The sequence below is a fragment of the Pseudomonas sp. C1C7 genome (genome assembly GCF_013359595.1).
Classification (GTDB): domain Bacteria; phylum Pseudomonadota; class Gammaproteobacteria; order Pseudomonadales; family Pseudomonadaceae; genus Aquipseudomonas.
On record NZ_JABFMP010000006.1, the window covers coordinates 107,605 to 130,139 of the forward strand.

The 22,535-nt window shown below is 61.0% G+C and carries 17 protein-coding genes; 4 read left to right on the forward strand and 13 right to left on the reverse strand.

Going from position 1 to position 22,535, the window contains the following annotated elements; genetic code table 11:
• Positions 1-23: 23 nt before the first annotated feature.
• The 8 genes from HNO86_RS07305 to HNO86_RS07340 form a co-directional block, all read right to left on the reverse strand.
• Positions 24-1,376 carry a DUF1329 domain-containing protein gene (locus HNO86_RS07305; RefSeq protein ID WP_110962879.1) on the reverse strand — a complete coding sequence of 451 codons (1,353 nt, stop codon included), beginning with the start codon at positions 1,374-1,376 and terminating at the stop codon, positions 24-26.
• A 239-nt stretch (positions 1,377-1,615) separates the two neighbouring features.
• Positions 1,616-2,071: a MaoC family dehydratase gene (locus tag HNO86_RS07310; protein WP_110962880.1), complete on the reverse strand. Its 456-nt coding sequence runs from the start codon at positions 2,069-2,071 to the stop codon at positions 1,616-1,618.
• A gap of 36 nt (positions 2,072-2,107) precedes the next feature.
• The gene (locus HNO86_RS07315; protein ID WP_175376339.1) at positions 2,108-3,247 is read right to left on the reverse strand and encodes an acyl-CoA dehydrogenase family protein; all 1,140 of its coding nucleotides are present in this window, start codon (positions 3,245-3,247) and stop codon (positions 2,108-2,110) included.
• 15 nt (positions 3,248-3,262) lie between these two features.
• The gene (locus tag HNO86_RS07320) at positions 3,263-4,459 is read right to left on the reverse strand and encodes an acyl-CoA dehydrogenase family protein (RefSeq protein WP_175376340.1); all 1,197 of its coding nucleotides are present in this window, start codon (positions 4,457-4,459) and stop codon (positions 3,263-3,265) included.
• A gap of 13 nt (positions 4,460-4,472) precedes the next feature.
• Positions 4,473-5,660: a lipid-transfer protein gene (locus HNO86_RS07325; protein WP_110962883.1), complete on the reverse strand. Its 1,188-nt coding sequence runs from the start codon at positions 5,658-5,660 to the stop codon at positions 4,473-4,475.
• Between the two features lie 129 nt (positions 5,661-5,789).
• Positions 5,790-6,590 (reverse strand): enoyl-CoA hydratase/isomerase family protein, encoded by an 801-nt coding sequence (locus HNO86_RS07330; protein ID WP_372242515.1) that lies wholly within the window; start codon positions 6,588-6,590, stop codon positions 5,790-5,792.
• A 75-nt stretch (positions 6,591-6,665) separates the two neighbouring features.
• Positions 6,666-7,811 (reverse strand): acyl-CoA dehydrogenase family protein, encoded by a 1,146-nt coding sequence (locus HNO86_RS07335; RefSeq protein ID WP_110967832.1) that lies wholly within the window; start codon positions 7,809-7,811, stop codon positions 6,666-6,668.
• A gap of 114 nt (positions 7,812-7,925) precedes the next feature.
• Complete coding sequence (locus tag HNO86_RS07340) at positions 7,926-10,637, reverse strand: LuxR C-terminal-related transcriptional regulator (protein WP_175376342.1); 2,712 nt, start codon at positions 10,635-10,637, stop codon at positions 7,926-7,928.
• A 165-nt stretch (positions 10,638-10,802) separates the two neighbouring features.
• Here HNO86_RS07340 and HNO86_RS07345 point away from each other — a divergent pair, with 165 nt between their 5' ends.
• From HNO86_RS07345 to HNO86_RS07360, 4 genes are all read left to right on the forward strand, one after another.
• Positions 10,803-11,576 carry an enoyl-CoA hydratase/isomerase family protein gene (locus tag HNO86_RS07345; protein WP_110962885.1) on the forward strand — a complete coding sequence of 258 codons (774 nt, stop codon included), beginning with the start codon at positions 10,803-10,805 and terminating at the stop codon, positions 11,574-11,576.
• Between the two features lie 41 nt (positions 11,577-11,617).
• Positions 11,618-12,862, forward strand: coding sequence for a thiolase family protein (locus HNO86_RS07350; protein WP_175376343.1), 1,245 nt, complete (start codon positions 11,618-11,620; stop codon positions 12,860-12,862).
• A gap of 87 nt (positions 12,863-12,949) precedes the next feature.
• A complete protein-coding gene (locus HNO86_RS07355) occupies positions 12,950-13,870 on the forward strand; it encodes an SDR family NAD(P)-dependent oxidoreductase (protein ID WP_175376344.1) in 921 nt (306 codons plus the stop codon).
• Between the two features lie 84 nt (positions 13,871-13,954).
• Positions 13,955-15,526 carry an AMP-binding protein gene (locus HNO86_RS07360; protein ID WP_256672564.1) on the forward strand — a complete coding sequence of 524 codons (1,572 nt, stop codon included), beginning with the start codon at positions 13,955-13,957 and terminating at the stop codon, positions 15,524-15,526.
• Positions 15,527-15,790: 264 nt separating this feature from the next.
• Here HNO86_RS07360 and HNO86_RS07365 read toward each other — a convergent pair whose 3' ends face one another.
• From HNO86_RS07365 to HNO86_RS07385, 5 genes are all read right to left on the reverse strand, one after another.
• Positions 15,791-16,831, reverse strand: coding sequence for a DUF1254 domain-containing protein (locus HNO86_RS07365; RefSeq protein WP_175376345.1), 1,041 nt, complete (start codon positions 16,829-16,831; stop codon positions 15,791-15,793).
• A 32-nt stretch (positions 16,832-16,863) separates the two neighbouring features.
• The gene (locus HNO86_RS07370) at positions 16,864-18,216 is read right to left on the reverse strand and encodes a DUF1214 domain-containing protein (RefSeq protein WP_110962890.1); all 1,353 of its coding nucleotides are present in this window, start codon (positions 18,214-18,216) and stop codon (positions 16,864-16,866) included.
• Positions 18,217-18,324: 108 nt separating this feature from the next.
• Positions 18,325-19,386 carry an NAD(P)-dependent alcohol dehydrogenase gene (locus tag HNO86_RS07375; protein WP_175376346.1) on the reverse strand — a complete coding sequence of 354 codons (1,062 nt, stop codon included), beginning with the start codon at positions 19,384-19,386 and terminating at the stop codon, positions 18,325-18,327.
• Between the two features lie 167 nt (positions 19,387-19,553).
• Positions 19,554-21,011 (reverse strand): acyl-CoA reductase, encoded by a 1,458-nt coding sequence (locus HNO86_RS07380; RefSeq protein WP_175376347.1) that lies wholly within the window; start codon positions 21,009-21,011, stop codon positions 19,554-19,556.
• Between the two features lie 3 nt (positions 21,012-21,014).
• Positions 21,015-22,445 (reverse strand): hypothetical protein, encoded by a 1,431-nt coding sequence (locus HNO86_RS07385; protein ID WP_110962893.1) that lies wholly within the window; start codon positions 22,443-22,445, stop codon positions 21,015-21,017.
• Positions 22,446-22,535: the final 90 nt, after the last annotated feature.

Genomic DNA, 22,535 nt, shown 5'->3' on the forward strand with positions numbered 1-22,535 from the left:
GTATGGCTAGCCGGAAACAGCCGTCAGCGAACCCCTGCCCCCGCCAAGCTATCGGACGACCAGCCATTATCCGCACTGAGCTTGTCCATGACCTGCACGCCCGCCTTGCCTGGCCAGACGTTGATGTAATAGGTACCCGCAATCAGGTCGTAGTGGCCGGCGGTACTGTTGGTGGCAACGGCGTCATACATCTGATGGATATAGCTGAAGCCAGGGCGCCACAGTTGACCGCGGCCGTCGTACTGGTCCACCGCTACGGCGGTCCAGCTGTCCTCATCGATGTAGAAGGTGCGCTTGGAGTAGATGTGACGCATGCCGGGCTTCAGAGTCGCCTCTACGACCCAGACACGGTGACGCTCCCAACGCACCAGGTCCGGATTGATGAACTTCGAGCCAAACACCTGCTCAGGACTTTCGGCGTAGGCGAAGCGGTAGGCGTTATACGGAACATACATCTCCTTCTTGCCGACCAGCTTCCAGTCGAAGCGGTCCATCCGTCCATTGAACAGGTTGATGTCGTCGATGGTAGACATACCCGAGGTACTGGCATTCGGCGTGTCGTAGGCCAGGTCTGGCGCCAGGCGTACACGGCGTTGTCCTGGCAGATACTGATAGGCCTTGCGTCCCCGCTCAGTGGCCGTGTAGTCGAAGGTCATCACCGCTTCACCGGCACGACGTGCAGGGCCGCTGTAGTTGGCACGGGCACGGGTCATCACGATGTCGTCGCCGCTTTTCGACGTATCGTAGTAAGGCATCTCGTAGGTCCAGCGACCCAGGGTCGATGTAACCAGTTTCCCCGCCGCATCCACGTTGTAAGCGCCGTACTTGGGCGCGATCCAAGCCAGGCCCTGGTAACGTGCGAGATGGTTGAACATCACTTCGATGCCGGTCTTGGGAATCGGAAACGGCACACCGGCGTGGGCGCCTTGCAGCGTTTCGTTATTGTTGGTCAGTGTGGCGCTGGTGGCATTCTTCAGCGTGTTGTCCAGCACGAACTGCGGATAGCCTACAGTGCGATGCGTCGGATAAACGTCGACGCGGAAACCCGGAAGCTTCTTGACCAGAGCCTTGGTGCCTTCGGTGAGCTTGTCGCTGTAGGTGTCCACGTTAGTGGCATTGATCGAGAATTGCGGTTTTTCATTGGCGAAGGGGTCGGGACGAATGCCCGAGGCCTTGTCGAAGCCAACGGGCGCTGTATTCAGCCCGCCGGTATAGGCCGGAATGGTGCCATCGGCATTACCGGCCTTCTCGGCACCCACGCTGGTCAAGGTGGTGCCCAGTTGCTTGGCTTCTTGTTCTGATACTGCTGCATGGAGCACGCCTGCATGCGCGGCCAGCAAGCCGAGCGCAATCAGGGTTCTTGTGAGTTTAATCATGTCTCCAACCTCTAGGATGATGGTTTGAGCGTCTTATCAAGCACGCCCTGCCCTTCAAGGAACTGCGGAATATTTTCCCGTCCTGGCAGTGTTTTTTAACCAACACCCCCCTGTCTTCGCCCCCCCCTTATTGGCGCACAAAGGGAGGGGCAGGCCTTTTATCCGGCTGAAAACGCAAACGCCACGCGGCATCGGTATGCGCGTGGCGTTTGTCACAGCAGTGTTGCGGGCGTTATGGCTCAGGCGAATACTCGTAGGATGGTCTCGGCGACGCAGGCAGGTTTGGTGACGCCCTCGATCTCCACGGTCATCTCGTAAGTCACCTGGGCACCGTTGCCTTCCAGCGGTTCGAAAGACAGCACCTTGAAATGCCCGCGCAACCGGCTGTCCACCGGCACTGGCTGTACAAAGCGTACCTTGTTCATGCCGTAGTTCACGCCCATCTTCACATTGCGCAGCTCAAAGGCGTTGGTCATGAAGGTCGGCAGCAGGCTCAGGGTCAGAAAGCCATGGGCAATCGTCTTGCCGAATGGCCCCTGGGCGGCGCGTTCGGGGTCGGTGTGAATCCACTGGTGATCGCCGGTGGCTTCGGCAAAGGTGTTGATACGTTGCTGGTCGATGGCCACCCAGTCGCTGGTGCCCACGACTTCGCCAACGAGGCCTTGCAGTTCGGCCAGTGTTTCGTAGCTTTTCATTGTTGTTGTGCTCTCGATAGTCTGTTCAATAACGGTTCAGGCGCGCAATTGCGCCTGTAGCGCGGCCGCACAAGCGGCCTCGTGGCTGTCGCTGCCGCCCAGGAGCAAGTCCGCGACGATGGCCCGTTTGTAGTAGTGCCCGACCAGGTACTCCTCGGTCACGCCAATGCCGCCGTGCAACTGGATGCCCTGGCCGCAAACGGACTTCGCCGCGCGGCAAATGAGCATCTTGCTGCCCGAAACGGTTTTGTCGCGGGCGACCTCATCATCATTGACCATGGCGGCCAGGGCCGCGTGCAGGCTCGAACGCGCCAGCTCCAGCTCCGCCGCCATATCCGCCATGCGGTGCTGCAAAGCCTGGAAAGTGCCGATGGGCACACCGAACTGTTGGCGCACCTTGAGGTAATCGGCCGTGACTTCGATGGTTTTTTCCATCGCGCCGATCAGCTCTGCGCACTGGGCTACGATGCCGTGGGCTAGGCCTTTCCGTAACCCGGTCAGGCCTTGCCCCGCCTCGCCAAGCAAGGCGTCCGCGCCGACTTCGACACCATCGAAATGCAGCTCCTGCGCCCACGTACCGTCGTGCAATGGCAGCGTCTGGCAGGTCAGGCCTGGGCGATCTGCATCCACCAACAGCAGGCTGATGCCCGGTGTCTGCGGTATCTGCGCCGAAACGATGAATGCCTTCGCACCCACGGCGCCCAGCACCAGAGTCTTGCGCCCGGACAGGCGAAAACCGTGTTCCTGACGCTCAGCCCGCAGGGTGACGGGCAACGGCATGCCCCGTGATTGCGCCTCGCTGTAGGCCAGCGCGATACGGTACGTGCCGTCGGCCAGTTGCGGCAGCAGGCGTGCTTTTTGCGTGTCGCTGCCCGCCGCCAACAGCGTCTGGGCCGCCAGCACACCACACGCCATGAAGGGCTCCAGCACCAGTCCGCGCCCCAGTTCTTGGGCAATGATCACCGTATCCACCAGCGAGCCACCAAGCCCACCGTATTCTTCCGGCAACGCGGCCATCAGCCAGCCGTTAGCGGCGAACAGGTCCCAGTTGTCCGCACTACCGTTTTTGCCAGTCTTGAGCAGAGCGGTACGCGCCTCGAAACTGTAGGCCTTGTCCACATAGCGTCGCAGGCTGTCCTGCAACAGTTGTTGTTCCGAAGTGAATTCGAAATCCATAGCGGTTTCCTGAGATCAGAGTTGGAACAGCATCTTGGCGATAATGCCGCGCTGCACTTCGCTGGTGCCGCCGTAAATCGTCGAGGCGCGCCGCAGGAACATGTCATTGCTGATCCCCCTTGCCAGTGCCTGCTGCGGGAACGACTGTTCCGGGCCTGCCTCATGGGGATGCGGATAGGCAATCGCGCCGTAGTCGCCCAGTGCCTCGATCTGCGCCTCGGTGATGCGCTGCTGCAATTCGGTGGCGCGGATCTTGAGCATCGAACCCAATGTGTGCGACGCCGGATTGTGCTGTTGTTCCAGGCGCGCAACCCGCTGCACCAGCATTTCGATGGCTTGCAGTTCGGCGTCAAGGCGCGCCAGCTTCAGCGCGAATTCCGGGCGTTCGAAAAGCGCCTGCTCGCCCACCCGCAACGTCGTGCCGATCAGCTGCAGCTCGCGCAGGTAGCGTTTGAGTTCAGGTAGATCGGCAACGGTGGCGTGTTCGTTGTTGAGCAAGAACTTGGTGATGCTCCAGCCCTGTCCGTCCACGCCAATCAAGTTGCCGACCGGCACCCGCACGTTGTCGAAGAAGGTTTCATTCAAGTGATGGGCATCGTCGATGCTGCGGATCGGGCGTACGGTAATACCGGGTGTACGCATGTCCACCAGCAAAAAGCTGATCCCCGCTTGCTTCTTCACATCCGGGTTGGTGCGTACCAGCAAGAAGATCCAGTCCGCGTGATGGGCATAGCTGGTCCAGATTTTCTGTCCATTGACCACGTAGTGGTCACCATCGCGCTCGGCACGAGTGCGCAGCGATGCCAGGTCGGAACCGGAGCCCGGCTCGGAAAAACCCTGGCACCACAGGCGCTCGCCATTAAGCACCGGCGGCAGGTGCTCGGCCTTTTGTTCCGGTGTGGCAAACGCGTTGAGCACGGGACCGAGCATCTTGTGCACGAATCCATCTTGCGTTGGCGTGCCGGCAGCGCTGCATTCGTCATCGAACACAAGGATCTGCGGCACCGACCAACCGGTACCGCCGTGCTCCTTGGGCCAGTAAGGCGCACCCCAGCCGCGCGCCGTGAGGAGTTTTTGCCAGCGCATGATCTGTTCTCGCGGCGAGCGGGCGCAGCGCTGTTGCCCCTTCAAATCCGCCGGGACCTGGTCGCGCAGGAAGCTGCGCACTTGCTCGCGGAACGCTTCGAGGCTGGCGTCAGGTTGAAAATCCATTGCGCTTCCCCTGTCAGTCTTTGCGGTACAGGGTGACGACGCAGGCGCCACCGATGCCGACGTTATGTTGCAATGCGATGCGCGCACCCTCGACCTGCCGCTGCTCGGCGCGGCCACGCAGTTGCTGGACCAGCTCGGTGCATTGCGCCAGGCCTGTCGCGCCGATCGGGTGGCCCTTGGATAGCAGGCCGCCGGACGGGTTGACCACGTATTGACCGCCATAGGTGTTGTCGCCATCGTCGACAAACTTCTGCGCCCCGCCTTCCGGGCACAGACCCAGGGACTCATAGGTCAGCAACTCGTTCTGGGCGAAGCAGTCGTGCAGCTCGACGACGTGCACGTCTTCGGCACCGATGCCGGCCATTTCATAGGCTTTGCGCGCTGCGGCACGAGACATCGAGTAACCGGCCACATCACGCATGTCGCCTGATTTGAACGTTTCCGCACCATCGGTGGTCAGTGCCTGGCCGGCGATTGACACGCTGCGATCCAGACCATGCTTCAACGCATAGGCTTCGCTGCACAACACCACCGCGGCCGCACCGCAGGTCGGTGGGCAAGCCATCAGGCGAGTCATGACGCCAGGCCACACCACCTGGTCGGCCATCACTTCTTCAGTGGTGACTACTTTGCGGAACACGGCTTTGGGGTTGTTGGCCGCGTGACGGCTGGCCTTGGCGCGAATCTTGGCAAAGGTTTCCAGCGGAGTGCCGAAGCGCTGCATGTGCTCCACGCCGGCACTGCCGAAAATTCGCAGGGCCGCCGGAATTTGCGCAGCACCGGGAATCGCTTCGTCACATTGATCGAGGAACAGTTCCAGCGGGCTCGGGCGATCCGGGAAAGCACTGCCGATGGCGCCGGGGATCATCTGTTCGAACCCGAAGGCCAGGACGATATCCACCATGCCGCTGGCGATGGCCTGGTTGGCCAGGTACAAGGCCGATGAACCACTGGCGCAGTTGTTATTGACGTTCAACACCGGAATGCCAGTCATGCCGACGTTGTAGAGCACACGCTGGCCACAGGTGGAGTCACCAAACACAAAGCTGGCATACGCCTGCTGCACCGATTCGTAACCGACGCCGGCATCTGCCAGGGCCAGGCGCACGGCTTGCTCACCCATGACCGCATAGGTTTCGCTCTGGCCGGGTTTTACGAAGGGGATCATGCCGACACCCGCAACGACGACTTTCTGCATCATGTCTTACTCCTCAACAGTGGATATCCTGCCGGCTCCTGGGCATTTTCCGGCTTATCGGGCCGGACGGCGGGTTTTGAGTCTCAAGGATAGGCAGCCCCGAAGTCCTGCCGCCCCTCCCCATTTGGGGGTTTATGGCTGTGGCAGTTTCGCGCCCAGGTAGGGCAAGCCTTCCTTGCCGAGAAAGCGTCGTACGGCTTCGGCATGGTAGCGACTGGCCCCGCACAGCGACTGCGCGCAAGCCTCGAACTGGGTCATCGCCTGACGGTCCGTCTCGAACGAGCGATTGAGCAGGGTCTTGGCCAATCCTAGCGCATCGGACGGCGCGTCATCGAACTGGGCGGCGAACTGCAAGGCGCTGTCCAGCAGCTGATCCTGCGAGACGATGACCTGCGCCAAACCAAGCTCCAGCGCTTGCTGTGCATCGACCGCCCGTGCGCAAAAAATCAGCTCCTTGGCCTTCGCCAGCCCGACCAGGCGCGGCAGTACGTACAGCATCGACAGGTCCGGCACCAGCCCCAGGCTCAGGAAGGTAGGTAATAGCCGCACCCGTGGCGTCACGAACATGAAATCCGCGGCCAGGGCCAGGGAAAACCCGGCGCCCACCGCTGCGCCGTCAACTGCCGCGATCACCGGTTTTTGCAGGTCGACCAGACCGGCGAACCATTCATGAAAGCCCAGCACCAGCTTGCGCCCGGCGAACGTGCGATCTTCGCCCTCCTCCAGGCTGCCCAGGTCGAAGCCCGAGCAGAATGAACCGCCGGCGCCGGTCAACACAATCGAGCGAACCGAGTGATCATCCCGCGCTGCCATCAATGCGGCCGGCAGGGCTTCGTTGATGGCGGCCTCAAACGCATTCTTTTTCTGCGGCCGGTTCAGGGTGATCAGCGCGGTCTTGCCGATCTTTTCGTACAGCACTGCACTGTCAGTCACGTCCATTTCCTCCTGATGCGGCATCGGCCGGTGATGCCCGGCCGTGCTCAAGGTTGGGATTGCCCAGCGGGTCAATTACAGGTTGCGGGCGATGATCACCTTCTGGATGTGGCTGGTGCCCTCGTAAATCTTGGTGACCCGTACGTCACGGCAGTAACGCTCCACCGGGAAATCGTTCAGGTAGCCGTAGCCTCCATGGATCTGCAGCGCATCGGAACAGACCTTTTCAGCCATTTCGCTGGCGAACAATTTGGCGATGGACGCTTCCTTGGCGCAGGGCACACCAGCGCAATGCAAGCGCGCGGCGTGCAGCATGTAGTGCTGGGCCACCTCGAACTGAGTGGCCATGTCGGCCAGATCGAACGCCACGCCTTGCAACTTGATGATCGGCGCACCGTAGGCTTCACGCTCGTGTGCGTACTTCACCGCCGCTTCCAGCGCGGCACGGGCGGCACCTACCGCCACGGCGGCAATACCGATGCGACCTTCGGACAGGGTGGCCATCAGGCGTTTGTAGGCAGTGCCTTCCTCGGCCAGCAGGTTTTGCACCGGTACCCGGCAGTTGTCCAACTGGATCGCCGCCACATGGGCCGAACGCTGCCCCATCTTGCTTTCCACACGAGCCACGATGTAGCCCGGCTCCCGTGGGTCGATGATAAACATGCTCGCGCCTTTGCGACCTTCGGGCGTATCCGTGGTGGCGGCGATTGCGAAGGCAATCCCGGCTTCGTTGCCGTTGGAGATGAACTGCTTGCTGCCATTAAGCACGTAGTGGTCGCCCTCGCGACGCGCCGAAGTGCGGAAGGCGGCGGTGTCGGAACCGGCCTGGGGCTCGGTGAGCAGGCCGGCGGCGATGAGCTCGCCGGAAATCATCCCGGCCAGGTACTTCTGCTTCTGCTCTTGGGTGCCGAAGCGATGCAGCATGTCGGTCATGCCGTTGTGGACATGCAGAATGGTCGCAAAGCCGGCGTCAGCGGCGGCGAATTCCTCGATGCACAGGCAGTATTCCGGGAATGACATGCCCGAACCGCCTGCCTCTTCGGGAACTTGCATGCCTAGGAAGCCGAGTTCGGCCACCGCCTTGAGTTCCGCGTGCGGCCAAGCGCCCGTGCGGTCGCGTTCGGCTGCCGTGGTCGCCACGACTTCCTGGGCCACCTTGCGTGCGGCGTCGCGAATCATGATTTCCTGCTCGCTCAGGAATGCTGCAGATGTATCGCTCATGGTCTTCCTCTTGATCCGGGTCAAAAAATCGATGCTGACCTGAGCATGCGGGTTGACCACGCACGTACGCGCCTCCCGTCTCGGGAGGGGGCGCACGCCGCGATCAACGTCCCGTCACTTGAGCATGCCCTGCTGGCGCGCCAGGGTGATTGCCGCATAGCGGCTGGACACACCCAATTTGGCGAGGATGTTTTTCACGTTCCACTTCACGGTGCCAAAAGTGATGTTGAGCGTCAGGGCGATTCGTTTGTTGGACATGGCTTGGGCAACCAGCCCGAGAATCTCCAGTTCACGAGGTGTCAGGCTGGCCCGCGGGCCCTCGTTCGAGTGCCTTGGCGCGCTCACCACTGGCGCGGGCTGCGCCTGAGCCGTTTCATGGCACAGCAATGCGTTCAAATAGTCGCCGACTGAACCGTCGCCGGCGATTTCGTCCTGCCATTGCGCCAGCAACGACAACAGCGCCGGGCCTTCATCGAGCAGGGTCCGAACCAGCCCCATCCGGGCGCAGGCATCCACGGCCTGTTGCAGGTAGGCCCGCGCCGACTCCGGCTGATCGAGCATGGCGTGGGCCTGCGCGCCGAGCAGCCGCGCCCGGACCAATAACCGCCCACGCGCAGACTGTTCGGCGAAGGTGATCACGGTCTGTAGTTGCTCCAGCGTACTGAGCGGATCACGCATTGCCAGAGCCAGCCGCGCTTTGGACATGGCGGTCTGGCAGGCGATTTCATCGCGCGCCTCTGCGTGCGGACGTTGCGATGCTTCCAGGGCCGTCAGGCGAGTCACCAGCTCGCTGGCGCGACGATTTTCTCCTTGCAGCACCAGCACGCGAACTTGCTCGGCCAGCATGAAGGCCAACAACCGGTCCAGGCCCAGTACATGAAAATGCGCGCTTTGGGTTTCGAGAAAGTTCAAGGCCGCTTGCGGCGACTCGCGCTGCAAGGTGATACGCGCACGGCAGATGGAGGCGCGACCCATCACATCAGGCATGGATGAACGCAAGATACCGCTGCGATTGGCCAACACTTGCAGCGCCTCATCGAGCTGATCCAGTTCGTACCAGGCATCGCATAGCGTGGCGGCGCACAGATTGGCCGCCACCGAGCCACGGCCATAAGCCTGCTCGGCGCGAGCGTTGACGCTGGTCCCGATACGTTGTGCCTGTTGCGCATTGCCCTCACTGAGGCTGGTCAGTGCCCGGGTGTTTTCAAAGACCAGCGCCATGTCGTTGTCGCAGTGACTCAGATCAACGGGATGCTGTTCATGAAGCTTTCGGGCGTCGTCCGGGCGCCCCACTGACAGGTAGGCCGTGGCGAGGGCTGACAGACTGATGTAGCGCAGGGAGTGGTTTTCCAGCGGCGTCTGAAGGGTCGGTTCCAGCAACCCGATGACCCGGCGGGGCTCATCCAGTTGCAACGCGATGGCGGCATCGGCCAGCACCAGTTTCGAGGAGATCGCCGGCAGGCGCGACGCCTCGCTGCGGCGTATCTGTTCCAGCCAGCGCTGGGCCTTTTCCGGTCGGGCCGTGAAGGCATACGTCAGGCAGCCCATGATGAACAGTTGCGGATGGGCGAACAAAATGTCCTGGGGCAGGCGTTCGAGCAGGTGCAGCATCGGACTGGTGTAAGCCATGCTCCAGGTCGTCGATGCGGCTTGTTCCATGGCCTTGACGGCATCGTCGCGGTCACCGCCCAGGTTGGCGTGGCGCACGGCCTCCACCAGATAATCATGCTCGGCAAACCACTGGCTGGCGAGGCGATGAAGCGCCTGGACCTTAGCCTCGCCGTGGCACAACAGACGCTGGATGAGAAACTCGCCGAACAGCGGGTGAAAGCGATACCAGGGCGTACTGTCATCGGACTCGATGCGATGAATCAGCAGATTCTCGTCTTCGGCGCGCTTGATCATGTCCCGGACGTGAGCGCTTCCCGTCACGAACTCGCTCAGATCGGCGTTGAAGCGGCGCAGGATCGAGACTTTTTCCATGAACTCCAGCAACTCGGATGGCAAACAGGCCAGCACGTCTTCGGTCAGGTACGCCTGCAGATCCGCCGAGTTGCGCAGGATCGAGCGCAACTGCGAACGCCGCGTCGGGCGCACCCGCAACATGGTTGCAATGGGTTGCAGGCTGGCGGGCCAGCCATTGGTCAAATCATGAATCAACCGTTCCTCGTCGGCCGTCAGCGCCAGGGTGCTGAGGTTCTGCTTGAAGAAGTCCCGGGTCTCGTCCAGATCGAACGGCAACTCGACGGTATCGATCTCGGCGACATGCCCCTGCATGCGCAACCGCCCCAGGCTCAATGGCGGTGTCGTCCGCGAAGCGATGGTGACGTGCAGGTTGGCCGGACAATGGTCGAACAATTTCTGCATCAGGCGATGTGAGGCCGGAGAATCGACATGATGAAAATCGTCGAGCAGCAGGTGCAACTCTCTTTCAATGTTTTGCGCCGCATGGGTGACCAGGGCGATCAAGGCGTTGATCGACTGCTCGCTGCCGTCACTGTTGAGCCAATCCTGTTCGATGCCGATGCCCAGGCGTTGCAAGGCCGCCAGTAAATAGGAAAGGAAGCTGGCGAACTGCCGGTCATCAAGGCTGAACGAAACCCAGGCTACATCCAGCCCTGCTTTCATCAACTCCAGGCGCCACTGGGCCAGAAGAATCGTTTTACCGAACCCCGCCCCTCCGGTAATCAGGCTGGCACTGCACGGTTGCGACTCGCGCAGGCGCGCCAACAGATGCGCGCGCGGGATATGCCGGGCACTCAGGCGCGGCGGCGAGAACTTGGTGGCGACCAACAGATCGCCGGCGTTGATGACATTTGTCTGCATGATTGGGTCTCCGCCCTTTGGCTTATTGCCTGTATGTGCGGCACATCCTGCAACAGACGAAGCGACGCTCGCCCCGTCCGCAAGGGGGGGGGATCGAGTCTGAGGGACTCGCGTAATTTCCAATCCAGACAGAAACGTCAATTGCATGTTGATCGAGGATTGGAGATGAGCGAGTCCGTTTCTTTTGAACTCAAGGGCCAGGTGGGCTGGGTCACCTTGACCCGCCCGAAAGCCATGAACGCCCTTAACCGTGAAATGCTGGAGGCCATGACCGCCCGCCTGAACGCCTGGGAACATGACGATCAGGTCCGCGTCGTGGTCCTGACCGCCACCGGTCCGGCCTTCTGTGCCGGCGCTGACCTCAAGGCCGGCGGCACACCACAGCCTGGCGAGAAAGACCTGCTGGACACCATCGTCACTTTCTTCGACGCGCTGCGTGCCTTTCCCAAGCCAGTAATTGCCGCCGTCAACGGTATGGCCTTGGCCGGTGGTCTGGAAACCGTACTGTGCTGCGATCTGGTGATTGCCGCGCAAAGTGCTCGCTTCGGTGATGCCCACTCCAATTTCGGCGTATTCCCCGGTGGCGGTGGCGCGGCGGTATTGCCCCGCAAGATTCCGGAGAACATCGCCAAATACATGCTGTTCACCGGTGACGCCCTGCCCGCCCAGGACATGAAGAACTACGGCCTGGTCAGCGAAGTGGTTGCTGATGAGGAACTGGTCGATCGCGTCCAGGCCCTGGGCGACAAACTGGCGCAAAAAAGCCCGCTAGTGCTGCGCAAGATGAAAAAAGTGGCCGACGAAGCTGGCGACAAGACCCGCGCCGACGCGTTGCGCCAGGAACTGCTGGAACTGCGTAACCACCAGCGCTCCTACGACATGGCCGAGGGCGTGCGCGCCTTCGCCGAGAAGCGCAAACCGGATTTCAAGGGCTACTGAGTCAGGTGCCCGGCCTTTTTCCTCAACTATTCGAGGCAACCATGGAAAACGTATACATCGTCGGCGTCGGCATGACCGCCTTCGGCCGTCACACCGACAAGACCATCAAGCAACTGACCGCCTGGGCGGTAGAAGATGCACTGAAGGATGCCGATTGCGACCGGAAGTGGGTCCAGGTCGGATTCTTCGGCAACTGCACCCAGGGCCACTTTGATGGCCAGCACATGATCCGTGGTCAAGTGGCACTCTTGCCGCTGGGCCTGGACAGCATCCCGATCTTCAACATCGAAGGGGCTTGCGCCTCTTCGAGCCATGCCTTCAACCTGGCCGTGACCCAGTTGCAGGCCGGTGCTGCCGATGTGGCTTTGGCTGTGGGCGCCGAGAAGATGTTCTACAGCGACAAGGCAAAAATGTTCTCGGCGTTCGAGTCCGCCTGGGACATCGAAACCTTCGAGGAAAACAAGCATTACCTGGCGAGCATGGGCAAGGGCATCGTGCCGCCTGCCGGCTCGCAATCGGAAAAACCTTACAGCCCGTTCATGGACGTCTACGCGGCCCTGGGTCGTGGCGGCCTGATGGAGCGTTATGGCATTACCCAGCGCCAGTTGGCTGCCGTGTCCTCGAAGAACCATGGCCACTCGGTGCACAACGAGCGCTCCCAGTACCGCAATGCCATGAGCATTGAGGAAATCCTCGCCGCCCCGCCGATCACCTACCCGATCACCCTGCCGATGTGCTCGCCGATTTCCGATGGCGCCGCCGCCGTCATCCTCTGCACTGAATCGGCATTCAAGAAATACGGTTTCAACAAGAACCGTGCCGTCAAGGTTCTGGCTAGCGTCGTGCGCTCTGCCTCGGCCCGGGCAGCCGAAGACTTCGACAAAGGTTGCACCCACCTGGCCGGCAAGGCGGCGTTCGAGCAGGCAGGCATCAGCCCGCAAGATGTCGATGTGGCTGAAGTGCATGACGCCACCGCTATCGGCGAGCTGCTGGCGATCGAGGCCCTGGGCCTGTGCGAACCGGGCATGAGCGGTGTGATGGCCGAACGTGGCGACAGCGCCCTGGGTGGCCGGTTGCCGGTCAACCCGTCCGGCGGCCTGGAGTCCAAGGGGCATCCGATCGGCGCCACCGGCATCGGCCAGATCTTCGAGCTGGTCGAGCAACTGCGTGGCAACTGTGGCCCGCGTCAGGTCGAAGGTGCCCGAATCGCCTTGCAAGGCAACGGCGGCGGTCTGTGGCGTGTGGAAGAGTCCACCGAGCACGTCGGCATTTTCGGCCGCGCCTGATCGTTTATGGAGGGCGGCGACTCATTGGAAACCACGCATTTCCTGCGCCGCACTCCACCTACTATGATTTCACCAGAGGAAAATATGATGACCATTCGTTTTGATGATCGCGTTGCTATCGTCACCGGCGCCGGCAACGGCCTTGGCCGCGTTCATGCATTGAACCTGGCGGCGCGCGGCGCCAAGGTTGTGATCAACGACTTCGGCGGTAGCCGCGACGGTTCCGGCAGCTCGTCTGACGCCGCCCTGGCGGTGGTCGAGGAAATCCGCCAGGCCGGTGGCGTCGCCATTGCCAACGGCGCCAACGTGGCCGACTACGAACAGGTCCAGGCCATGGTCAAACAAACGGTCGAAGCCTTCGGTCGCGTCGACATCCTGATCAACAACGCCGGCATCCTGCGCGACAAATCGTTCGCCAAGATGGAAATGGCTGATATCAAGGCAGTGATCGATGTGCACCTGATGGGCTCGATCAACTGCACCAAGGCAGTGTGGGAGCTGATGCGCGAGCAGAACTATGGCCGCATTCTGATGACCACCTCGGCCGCCGGCCTGTTCGGCAACTTCGGCCAGGCCAACTATGGCGCGGCGAAGATGGCGGTGGTGGGCCTGATGAACATGCTCGCCATCGAAGGCCGCAAGAACAACATCCTGGTCAACACCCTGGCGCCAATGGCGGCCACCCGCATGACCGAGGACGTGATGCCGGCCGAACTGCTGGCGGCCAGCCGTCCTGAGCAAGTCACCCCGGGCGCATTGTTCCTGGTCAGCGAAAACGCACCGACCAAGCTGATTCTCGGGGCCGGTGCCGGCGTGTTCTCCGCCGTGCGCATGGAAGAGACCGCTCCGGTGTACATCGGCAACGAGGATCTGACACCGGAAGCCGTTGAGGCGCACATGGCGCAGATCACCGACTGGAGCACTGCCGTGGAGCGTTTCGACGCCAACGCGCAGGTCAAGGAGTTCATTGACACTGCCATGGCGGCCATCAAGGCTCGTCAGGCCTGAGTATTGCCGGGCCCTCGCTCGGGTTAAACTCGCGACGATGATCGCAACGGGCGTGCAGCCACACGCCCGGACGGAGAATGAACAATGACAATAATGAACTTCGCACACACGGTCGGTAACCTGGCCGTGCGGTTCGGCGATCGGGAAGCCCTGGTCAACATCGAGCGCAATCGCCGCTACAACTTCCGTGAACTCCACTCGCTGACCAACCGCGTCGTCAACATGCTGCGCGGGCGTCTTGGGCTTCGCCGCGGGGATGTCTACCTGTGCATCCTGGAAAACGACAACATCTCGCTGTTCCATGCCTGGACGGCGCTCAAGGGCGACGCCGCCGCTGCCTACGCGAACTATCGCGACGCTTTCGAAGAGCATCGCTGGCAAATCGAATTCCTGCGCCCCAAAGTGGTGTTCATCGAGAACGCGTTGATCGATCGTTACTTCGACTCGCTTCACGATCAGGGCATCACCGTCGTCTGCATGGACCCTCCAGAACACCCGCGTGCCGGCCTGTTGTATTTCTGGGACCTGCTCGACGGCGTGCCGGATCACAATCCGGGCGTCGACAACGACACTCAAAAGGACACGCTGGTCTATCGCTTCACCGGCGGCACCACCGGTCAGAGCAAGTGCGTGGCCTATACCATCGAAAACTGGATGGCGTTGCGCGACTCGATGTACCTGGAAGCCGAGCAACCCTATCAGCCGGACACCCGCTTCCTGCACATGGCGCCCATCAGCCATGGCTCCGGACTGGGGCTGCTGCCGACGCTGTACCGCGGCGGCTGTACCCTGACCCAAAACGTCCCGGACCTGGCCCGCCTGTGCCGCAATATCGAAGCAGAAAAGGTCACCATGACCCTGCTCGTGCCGACCATGATCTATCGCCTGCTGGAATTGCCTGAATCACGGGATTATGACCTGTCTTCGCTGCAGACCATGGCCTACGGGGCAGCACCGATGAGCCCGGCCAAGCTGCGCCAGGCACAGGAACGCTTCGGCAATATTTTCATGCAGATCTACGGCGCCACTGAGTGCCTGCATGCCGTGGCGTTGCTCGGCAAGGCCGATCATCTGACCCAGAACGATAAACAACTGTCTTCGGCCGGGCGCATTGCTGTCGGCGCGGAGATCCTGATCGTCGATGACAATGGTCAGGAAGTGCCTTTGGGCACGACGGGTGAGTTGTGGGTGCGTTCCCGGGGCACCATTTCGGGTTACTTCAATAACCCGCAAGGCACGGCGCAGGAATTCCACAATGGTTACTGGAAATCCGGCGACCTGGGTTACATCGATCAGGAGGGCTTTCTGTACCTGGTTGACCGCAAGAAAGACATGATCATCACCGGTGGTTTCAACGTGTACGCCATCGAGGTGGAGGCGGCGCTCAATGCCCACCCTGCGGTGTTGAACTCGGCCGTCGTGGGTATTCCACATGAAGAGTGGGGTGAGGCGGTGCATGCCGAAGTGATCCTCAAGGATGGCCAGATCGTCTCGGTCGATGCGTTGATCGAGCACGTCAAGGGGCGCCTGGGTCGCTTCAAGGCACCCAAGTCCGTCCAGTTTGTCGACGCCCTCCCGCTCAGTGTCGTGGGTAAGGTGCTGCGCCGTCAGGTGCGTGAAAAGTACTGGAAAGACAAGACGCGTTGCGTGTCCTGATTCGCTGTTTGTTCTGAACGTTTACCCCTTCGTTTTCGCCCTGATGTCCCCTACCGCCCTTGGTCAGGCTGGGGACATCGGGGCTTTTTTTGCGGGTTATCTTGCAGGTGGGACTGGTTTGGCGTAGCTATTTTCGGTCGACTTGTTCCCTGTAGGAGCGAGCCTGCTCGCGAAAAACGTGCAGACAACGCGGTCATTCAGAAATCCCGTGTCATCGTTGACGTCCATCGCGAGCAAGCATCTCCCACAGTATGTTCTTGTCCCTCAGGATGCCGGCTGTGCCTGGGGCAATTTCCAGCTGCCGTCCAGAATTGACTTCTGCGGCAGATAGAACCGCACCATGTAGTTCCACCCCGGCATGATCGGCAGGCAATTGTCCGTGCTGGCCGTGCAACCGCCAAACTGCACGGACACTCGCCCGCTCTGGTCTTTCTTCGCGGTCAGATTGTTGAGGGTGTAGGCCTCAAGAGCATTTGGCCGAAACCGGCCATCGGCATCGTAAACACTGATCGACCAGAAGGCTTGAACCGGTACCTGGTCCACGACCAGGCGATAAGGGGTCAGACCATCGTTACGTTCAGGTGTGACGATTTGGTAAAACGCGTCTTTCTGCGGATTGCCGCCCCATGCGGTTGCGCTGCCGATCAAGTGCCGTACCGGGTCCACGTCAGAGGTCTTGCCGAACATATCCCTTGAATCGTCCAGCGACTGGCCCAAAACGGCCAACGCATCGCGAATCCTGGCCCGGCTCGATTCATCCCACTCCGGCACGTCGAAGCGCCCCGGCCCATTGGCCTGGGTCACGGCGATGGCGTCCTGCAGAGCATGGACTTGGCTCAGGTCCGCAGGATCAGCCGGATTCACCAGGATCCGCACACCGAGCATGACGTAGCGGGTGCCCACCTGCGCCCGGCTCACGGTGTACTGGCCGGCGGCATAATCAACATCCACCACATGATGGTCTTCGTTGATCAGGGCCAACGAGATATAGCGCTTGCCCGCATTCGGCAGGGTGATGCTGACAGGCCCGGCATCCAGATCGAAGACTGCGGTGGAATAAAGCGTATCGCGGTTGGGCCGCACGACGGTCTGGGCGCCTGCGGGGACCAGTTGCCGCCAATGGAAGAACTGGCCCAGCCCTGCTGCCCGTTTGATGGTCATGGCGAAATACCGATCAGACTCGGCTCGGGCAAAATTGTCGACCGTTACCGGTACCTGCGCGCCCGGCAATACCTGACTATGTGCGGCGGGAAGACCGGTCGCCAGCAACGCGCAAGACGCCAGCAGCACTTTCCATTCGTTCATTGGTTTGTCCTTGGTAATAGTAGATAGGCGTTTCATAGCCGCACCAGCGCGGGTGGGAAATACTCGCCGCTGGCCACCGGCCCCTTGGCGCCGTAGTAGCGCAGCATCAACCGGAACGGCTCGCCTGCCACAGTCGGCAGCCAGTTGTTCTGGGCCGCCCCAGGTGGCAGTTGCGGTCCGAAATACAGCGTGAGGGAGCCGTCGGCGTTGTAGTGCAGGTCCGATTGATTGTTCAGCAAGAACCGGTCAAGCGAATTGGGCAGCACCCGGAACGTTTTGCTGTTGGTGGCCGTGACGGACCAGAAGTACCGTGCAAAACCGGAGGGCAATTGTTCACGAGGGAATGTCAGTGAGTAGCTGTGCCCGCCATCGAGGACCTTTCCGTCAGCATCCCGCGCCCCACGGTAATAGTTGACCTCCGCACTGGTATTAGCCCAGATGCCGCCAAGGTCGATCAGCGTCCGGGTCAGATAATCGCTGCCGTAGGCGCCCGAAGTCGCAGGCCGAACCCAGCCATCGCGCAATGTGCCCGGTCCGATGGTGGACGCTGCGCTGGCAAGATTGGCAAAGGCATGCGTCTTGATTTGCTGGTCAATACGCGCACGCTCGCCGGGTTGTTTGATCTGCTCGGCAATGCCACGCACCTGAGCTTGCAGCGTCTGCATGCCCGGATTGAGGTCAGGCTCCTCAAGCGCCACCGAAGCGGTATCGAACGCTTCCACCGTGGGTAGCTTATACAACTCGAATATTGGCGCCTTCGGCACGGGCGGCAATTGAGGCGTGCCTGTAGGTCGCATGCTGAACTGATGTTGCAGTCGCTCGGCGACGTTCCAATCCGAGCCCAGTTCCACCCGCGACAACACGCGTGCCGTGCGTACCGGGAGGTCGATTCGCCGGGTATTGGCCGGCAAATCCACTTTCGCGCCCTTGAGGCACACCGCGAACTCTCCATCCGGATGGTCAGCGAACGCGCGTTCATTGATATTGGCCAGGGTTTCCCCCCAGCCATTGAGCAGTTGCACCGTGTAATAACGATCGGTGATCTTCGGCACGCTCACCTGGGTACAACTGTGCTCATCGACGGCCACCCAGGCCTCCGAATAGGCGACGTCGAGATTGGGATTGGGCCAGTCAACCGCACCGGGTTTTCGGTGCACCAAGTGGTTCCAGGTCATGCCCTCCTGAAAATCCAGCTGCTGCTGGCGCATGACGAGCAAACGCCCGAGCAGGTAGATATAGGCATCGCTGACCTGTTGGTCAGCGAAGACAGGTGGTGATGTAACGGGCGATTCGGCGGCGACGGCACTGGCGCACTGGATCGCCCCTGCGAGCAAGGAAGCGACAAAGATGCCACTGCCACGCGCCAAACGTGAAGTTACTGTCATTGTTATTCTCCATCGTGGTCCATGAATGAACCGTTATGCCTCTGCCAGCGCCATACCGCCCCTCCCGTTAAGGGAGGTATGGCAGACAAACAAGATGGGAACGTAACCTCAGGCCACCTCGACATCCATGAGCGACGCCATGTCGATCACGAATCGATACTTCACATCATTGTTCTGCATGCGCGTGAACGCCTGGTTGATGTCCTTTATGTCGATCATTTCGCAGTCGGGCAGCACCCGGTGCGTGGCACAGAAGTCGAGCAGTTCCTGGGTCTGTTCCAGCCCGCCGATCAACGAGCCTGCAATCGAGCGGTTGTTCACCGCCAGCAAGGCCCCGTGTATCGGCTCCAGCGGCTCCAGGGCGCCGACCAGCACCAGCGTACCCTGGCGGGCCAGCAGCATCAGGTAAGGATTGACGTTATGGGTGCGCGGGATAGTGTCCAGAATCAGATCGAAACTGCTCGCGGCGCCTTTCATGGCCTGGGGTTCGCTGGATAGCAGCACATGGTGCGCGCCCAGGGCGCGAGCATCGTCAGCCTTGCCTGGCGAAGTGGTAATCACCGTGACTTCGGCGCCCAATGCCACCCCCAGTTTGACCGCCATATGCCCCAGTCCGCCCAACCCGACCACCGCTAGACGCGTACCGGCCTTGACCCCGTGTTCACGCATTGGTGTCCAGACGGTGATGCCTGCGCACAGCAATGGACCAGTGAAGCGCGGGTCCAGCGAAGGCGGTACCCGCAATACGAATGACTCACGCACCACAATATGTTGGGCGTAGCCACCGCGGGTCACTTCACCGCTGATACGGTCCAGGCCGTTATAGGTTGGTGTCATGCCCAGGGTGCAATGCGGCTCCTGATGCTGCTCGCAGGCCGCGCACTGCTGGCAACTGTCGACCAGGCAACCCACGGCAACGAGATCGCCAGGGCGATATCGGCTGACGGCCAACCCGACGGCGGTGACCCGGCCGACGATTTCATGGCCCGGTACACAAGGGAAACGCGTGCTTTTCCAGTCGTTGTGCACGTAATGCATGTCTGAGTGACAGACGCCGCAATAGTCGATGTCGATGGCGACATCATCTTCGCGCAAGGTTCGGCGTTCGAAACGCAGGGGTTCGAGCGGGGCGTTGGCTTCGTGGACGCCATAGCCGATGCAGGTGGTCATGTTCATGTCTCCAGAGGTTGAATGAACAACACTCCCCCTGTAGGAGCGAGCCTGCTCGCGAAAAACGTCCAGACAACGCAGGCATTCAGGCAGCCCGCGTCATCTTTAACGACCATCGCGAGCAGGCTCGCTCCTACAGGGGGTATGTGGTGTTCATGGGATTTGAGTCAAATCGACGGACGCAACCACGGCGCGGCGCTGGTTTGTGGCGCGGCGATCTGATTGGAGATCCACTTGCCCATGCGCCGCATCGGCTCGATGGAATCCTGTGGCGCGGCAAACTTCATGGCGGCGGCGTATCCCAGGGAAACGATGCGCTGAGCCCCATACAGCGGCAGCACATCCTTGAGCTGATCCTTGATGCTTTCCGGATAGACACCGACGGTCTGGGTATAGGCGTCAACCGCAGCCATCATTTCGCTCAGATCATCGACCGGCACCAGGTTGGCCGTGCGGTCATCCAGGCTGGCGGAAAAAGACACTGGTTCGGGTAACTGTGAACAGATGATCGCGCCCTCACCTTCCTTGCCGCCGATAACCCTGTACCACTCGTCATCCAGGCGCAGCGCGTCGACATGCGCCTTCAAGCCCTGGTCGTAACGCTTGGGGGTCGTGCTCAGGGTATTGGGCAAGCCGATCATCGCGGCATAGACGTACTGGCCAAACGTGTTCAGTTTTTCCAGGCCTTGTTCGTCGGTGCCACTTTGCACATAGACCACCCGAGCGCAAACACAGCCCTTCTGATTGATCGCGCCGATGTCGGCCGCCAGGCGCACCGCCGCTTCGCGCATGTTCGCTTCGCTGTCGAAGGTCTCCTGGCCGATGATGCTGGCGCTGCGTTTGGGGTCGAGGGAGATCAGCTCCAGGCCGGGCTGGATGTAGCGCGTCACGTGCTTCATGGAAGCGAATCCGCCCCAGGCGACGATTTTCTCCAGGTTTTGCGGCTGGTACAGGCGCTGCTCGAACGCTTCGTCGCCGCCCTTCCAGTAGGCCACCGAGAGGTGTTTAGTCAGCGGATGATCAGGGGCCATGTCGACCATGGTGCGGGCAATGGCCAGCGCGGTGAACGGGTCGTTGGACGGCGCCTTGATGATCGCGTCGCTGCGCAAGACCATGTTGCGGATGATGGTCCACAACGACAGGGACACCGCATTACCGGCGACGATGTGCAGGGTGCGTGCACCGAAGCAACGCACCTCAAGTTCGGTGCCGTCGAGCAGTGTCTGCGGTACCCAGCCTTCAAGGTATGGGATACCGATCGTGGTTTCCGCCATCTCGGTGATGAATTCACGGGTCAGCATATGCGGCAGGCCCATGTAGGAGCCCTTGACTATGGTCGGGGTGGTGGGCGCGGTGAGGTACGACAGTTCGCAGGCTTCCTGCAGGTACTGGTTTTTGTCCAGCGCCAGGCGTTTACCGAGTTCGACGGCGTAATCGAGGATGTCATCGAAACTCAAGGTATACAGGTCGGCGAGCCTGGCCGGATTGCCCAGCGGCAATTGGTCGATGTATTTGCTTGCGTCGGGGGTGAGGAAGCTCAGGTCGCCGCCACGCCCACCCACTTCAATCAGGTTGTCGGTAATGATCTGACCACGAATGATCATCGGTGCAATGGGATGGGTCATGGCTCAGCCTTCCAGGGTGTTGAGGAAGTCCATCGCTTCGCGATGAGACTGTTCGGATGCGGCGCAGGTGATCTTGTCGTCCCCGCCGTTCTTTTCGCTGTAGCGTTGGATCGCACCGACCACGTAACGGCTGTGGCGGCCACAGGTGCAGGGCTCATCCCACTCGATGGTGACTTCGTCGCCGGTGATGAAGCCGCCCCAATGGATATCTGCGCCGAGATCAAAGAACGCCGCGCGCCCGGTCTGACGGCCGTGTCGCGGCAGCGGCTTACTGGTTTCGGGATCAAGCAGGAAAGGAATCGCGGTGTGCGAGAAGTGGTAGTTGCCCTGCTCGCATTTGAGGTGCGAGCCGCTGACGACCTCCGACATTGCATAGGACTCGTTAAGCGTCTTCACCCCCAGAAAGCGCATGACGTCTTCGCGCCAGTTCTCGGGTGGCACGACCCCTTTGGCGCCGCCGGTGGTGATGATGTAGGAATCGGCATGGAACACCCCTTCAAGGCCACGCTCCAGACCGGCCACGGCCATGTTGTGCAGCAGATTCCAGGTGCCGCCGATATACACGCGCTTGCCCTTCAGGCGGGTAGCGATGTCATCGAAAAATGCCGCCAGGTGCTGTGGCATCTCGGCCTGTTGCTGATCGAAGGTTTTTTTCTTGGCCAGCAGCTCTGGCGCCACCACCAGGCGATCCAGCGTGCCATTGGCATGGGCGGCCCGCAGTCTGGCACCCAGGCGCAACACGTCGCTGGACAGGGTCGACGGATAAGCCGGGTGGAAGTGTGAGAGATCGGGCAGCAGCACCCGCACCAGCGAACCCATGCCGCGCAGATGGCTGAGGTAGCCTTTGCGGTAGTACGGATACGCGGTGTGCAGGTCCGGGTCCGGGGTATCCGCGCCGTTCATGTTCCAGGCGTAGAGTTTGCGTACCTGGGAAGCTTTTTCGAACTCACGGGCGCTACAGGGCAAAAAAGACAGGGTGCCGGAGGTTCCCGAGGTGTGGCTCAGGCACAACTCGGGTATGGCGCTGTCCATGGTTTCGAACCAATCGTCGAGGCCTTTGCAGGAACCGACATCGACCGCGGCGATTTTTTCCGCCAGCTCAGGAAGCACCAGTTTGCCCAGCCATTTGTTGATCGCGGCAAAATTGTTCTTTTCCAGCAGTGATGGCGGGTAGGACTTGAACAGAGTGTGCTCGAACAGCAAGGGAACGACGTCGTCCAGTTGTTCGATGCTCTCGATGCCCTCGGCATCTGCCAGTTTTTTCAGGACCGCGACACGGTCGCGCATCTGTGCGAAACGGCGCTTAAGCCCGGCCAGCTGCAGCTTATTGATCTGTTCGGCCGGCATCTGCTTCCAGTTTTGCAGGTTATGCCCGACCAGGGCCGCCGGATCGCTCAGCAGCAGTTCGACCTGTTCTTCTATTGTTGTTGTCATGGGACAGTCTCCGGGAGTTCACTGGTTCGTGCCTGACCGTCTTTGCGCAACGGTCTTGATGGCGGACTCAGTTTAGGGTCGCGCAAGGCA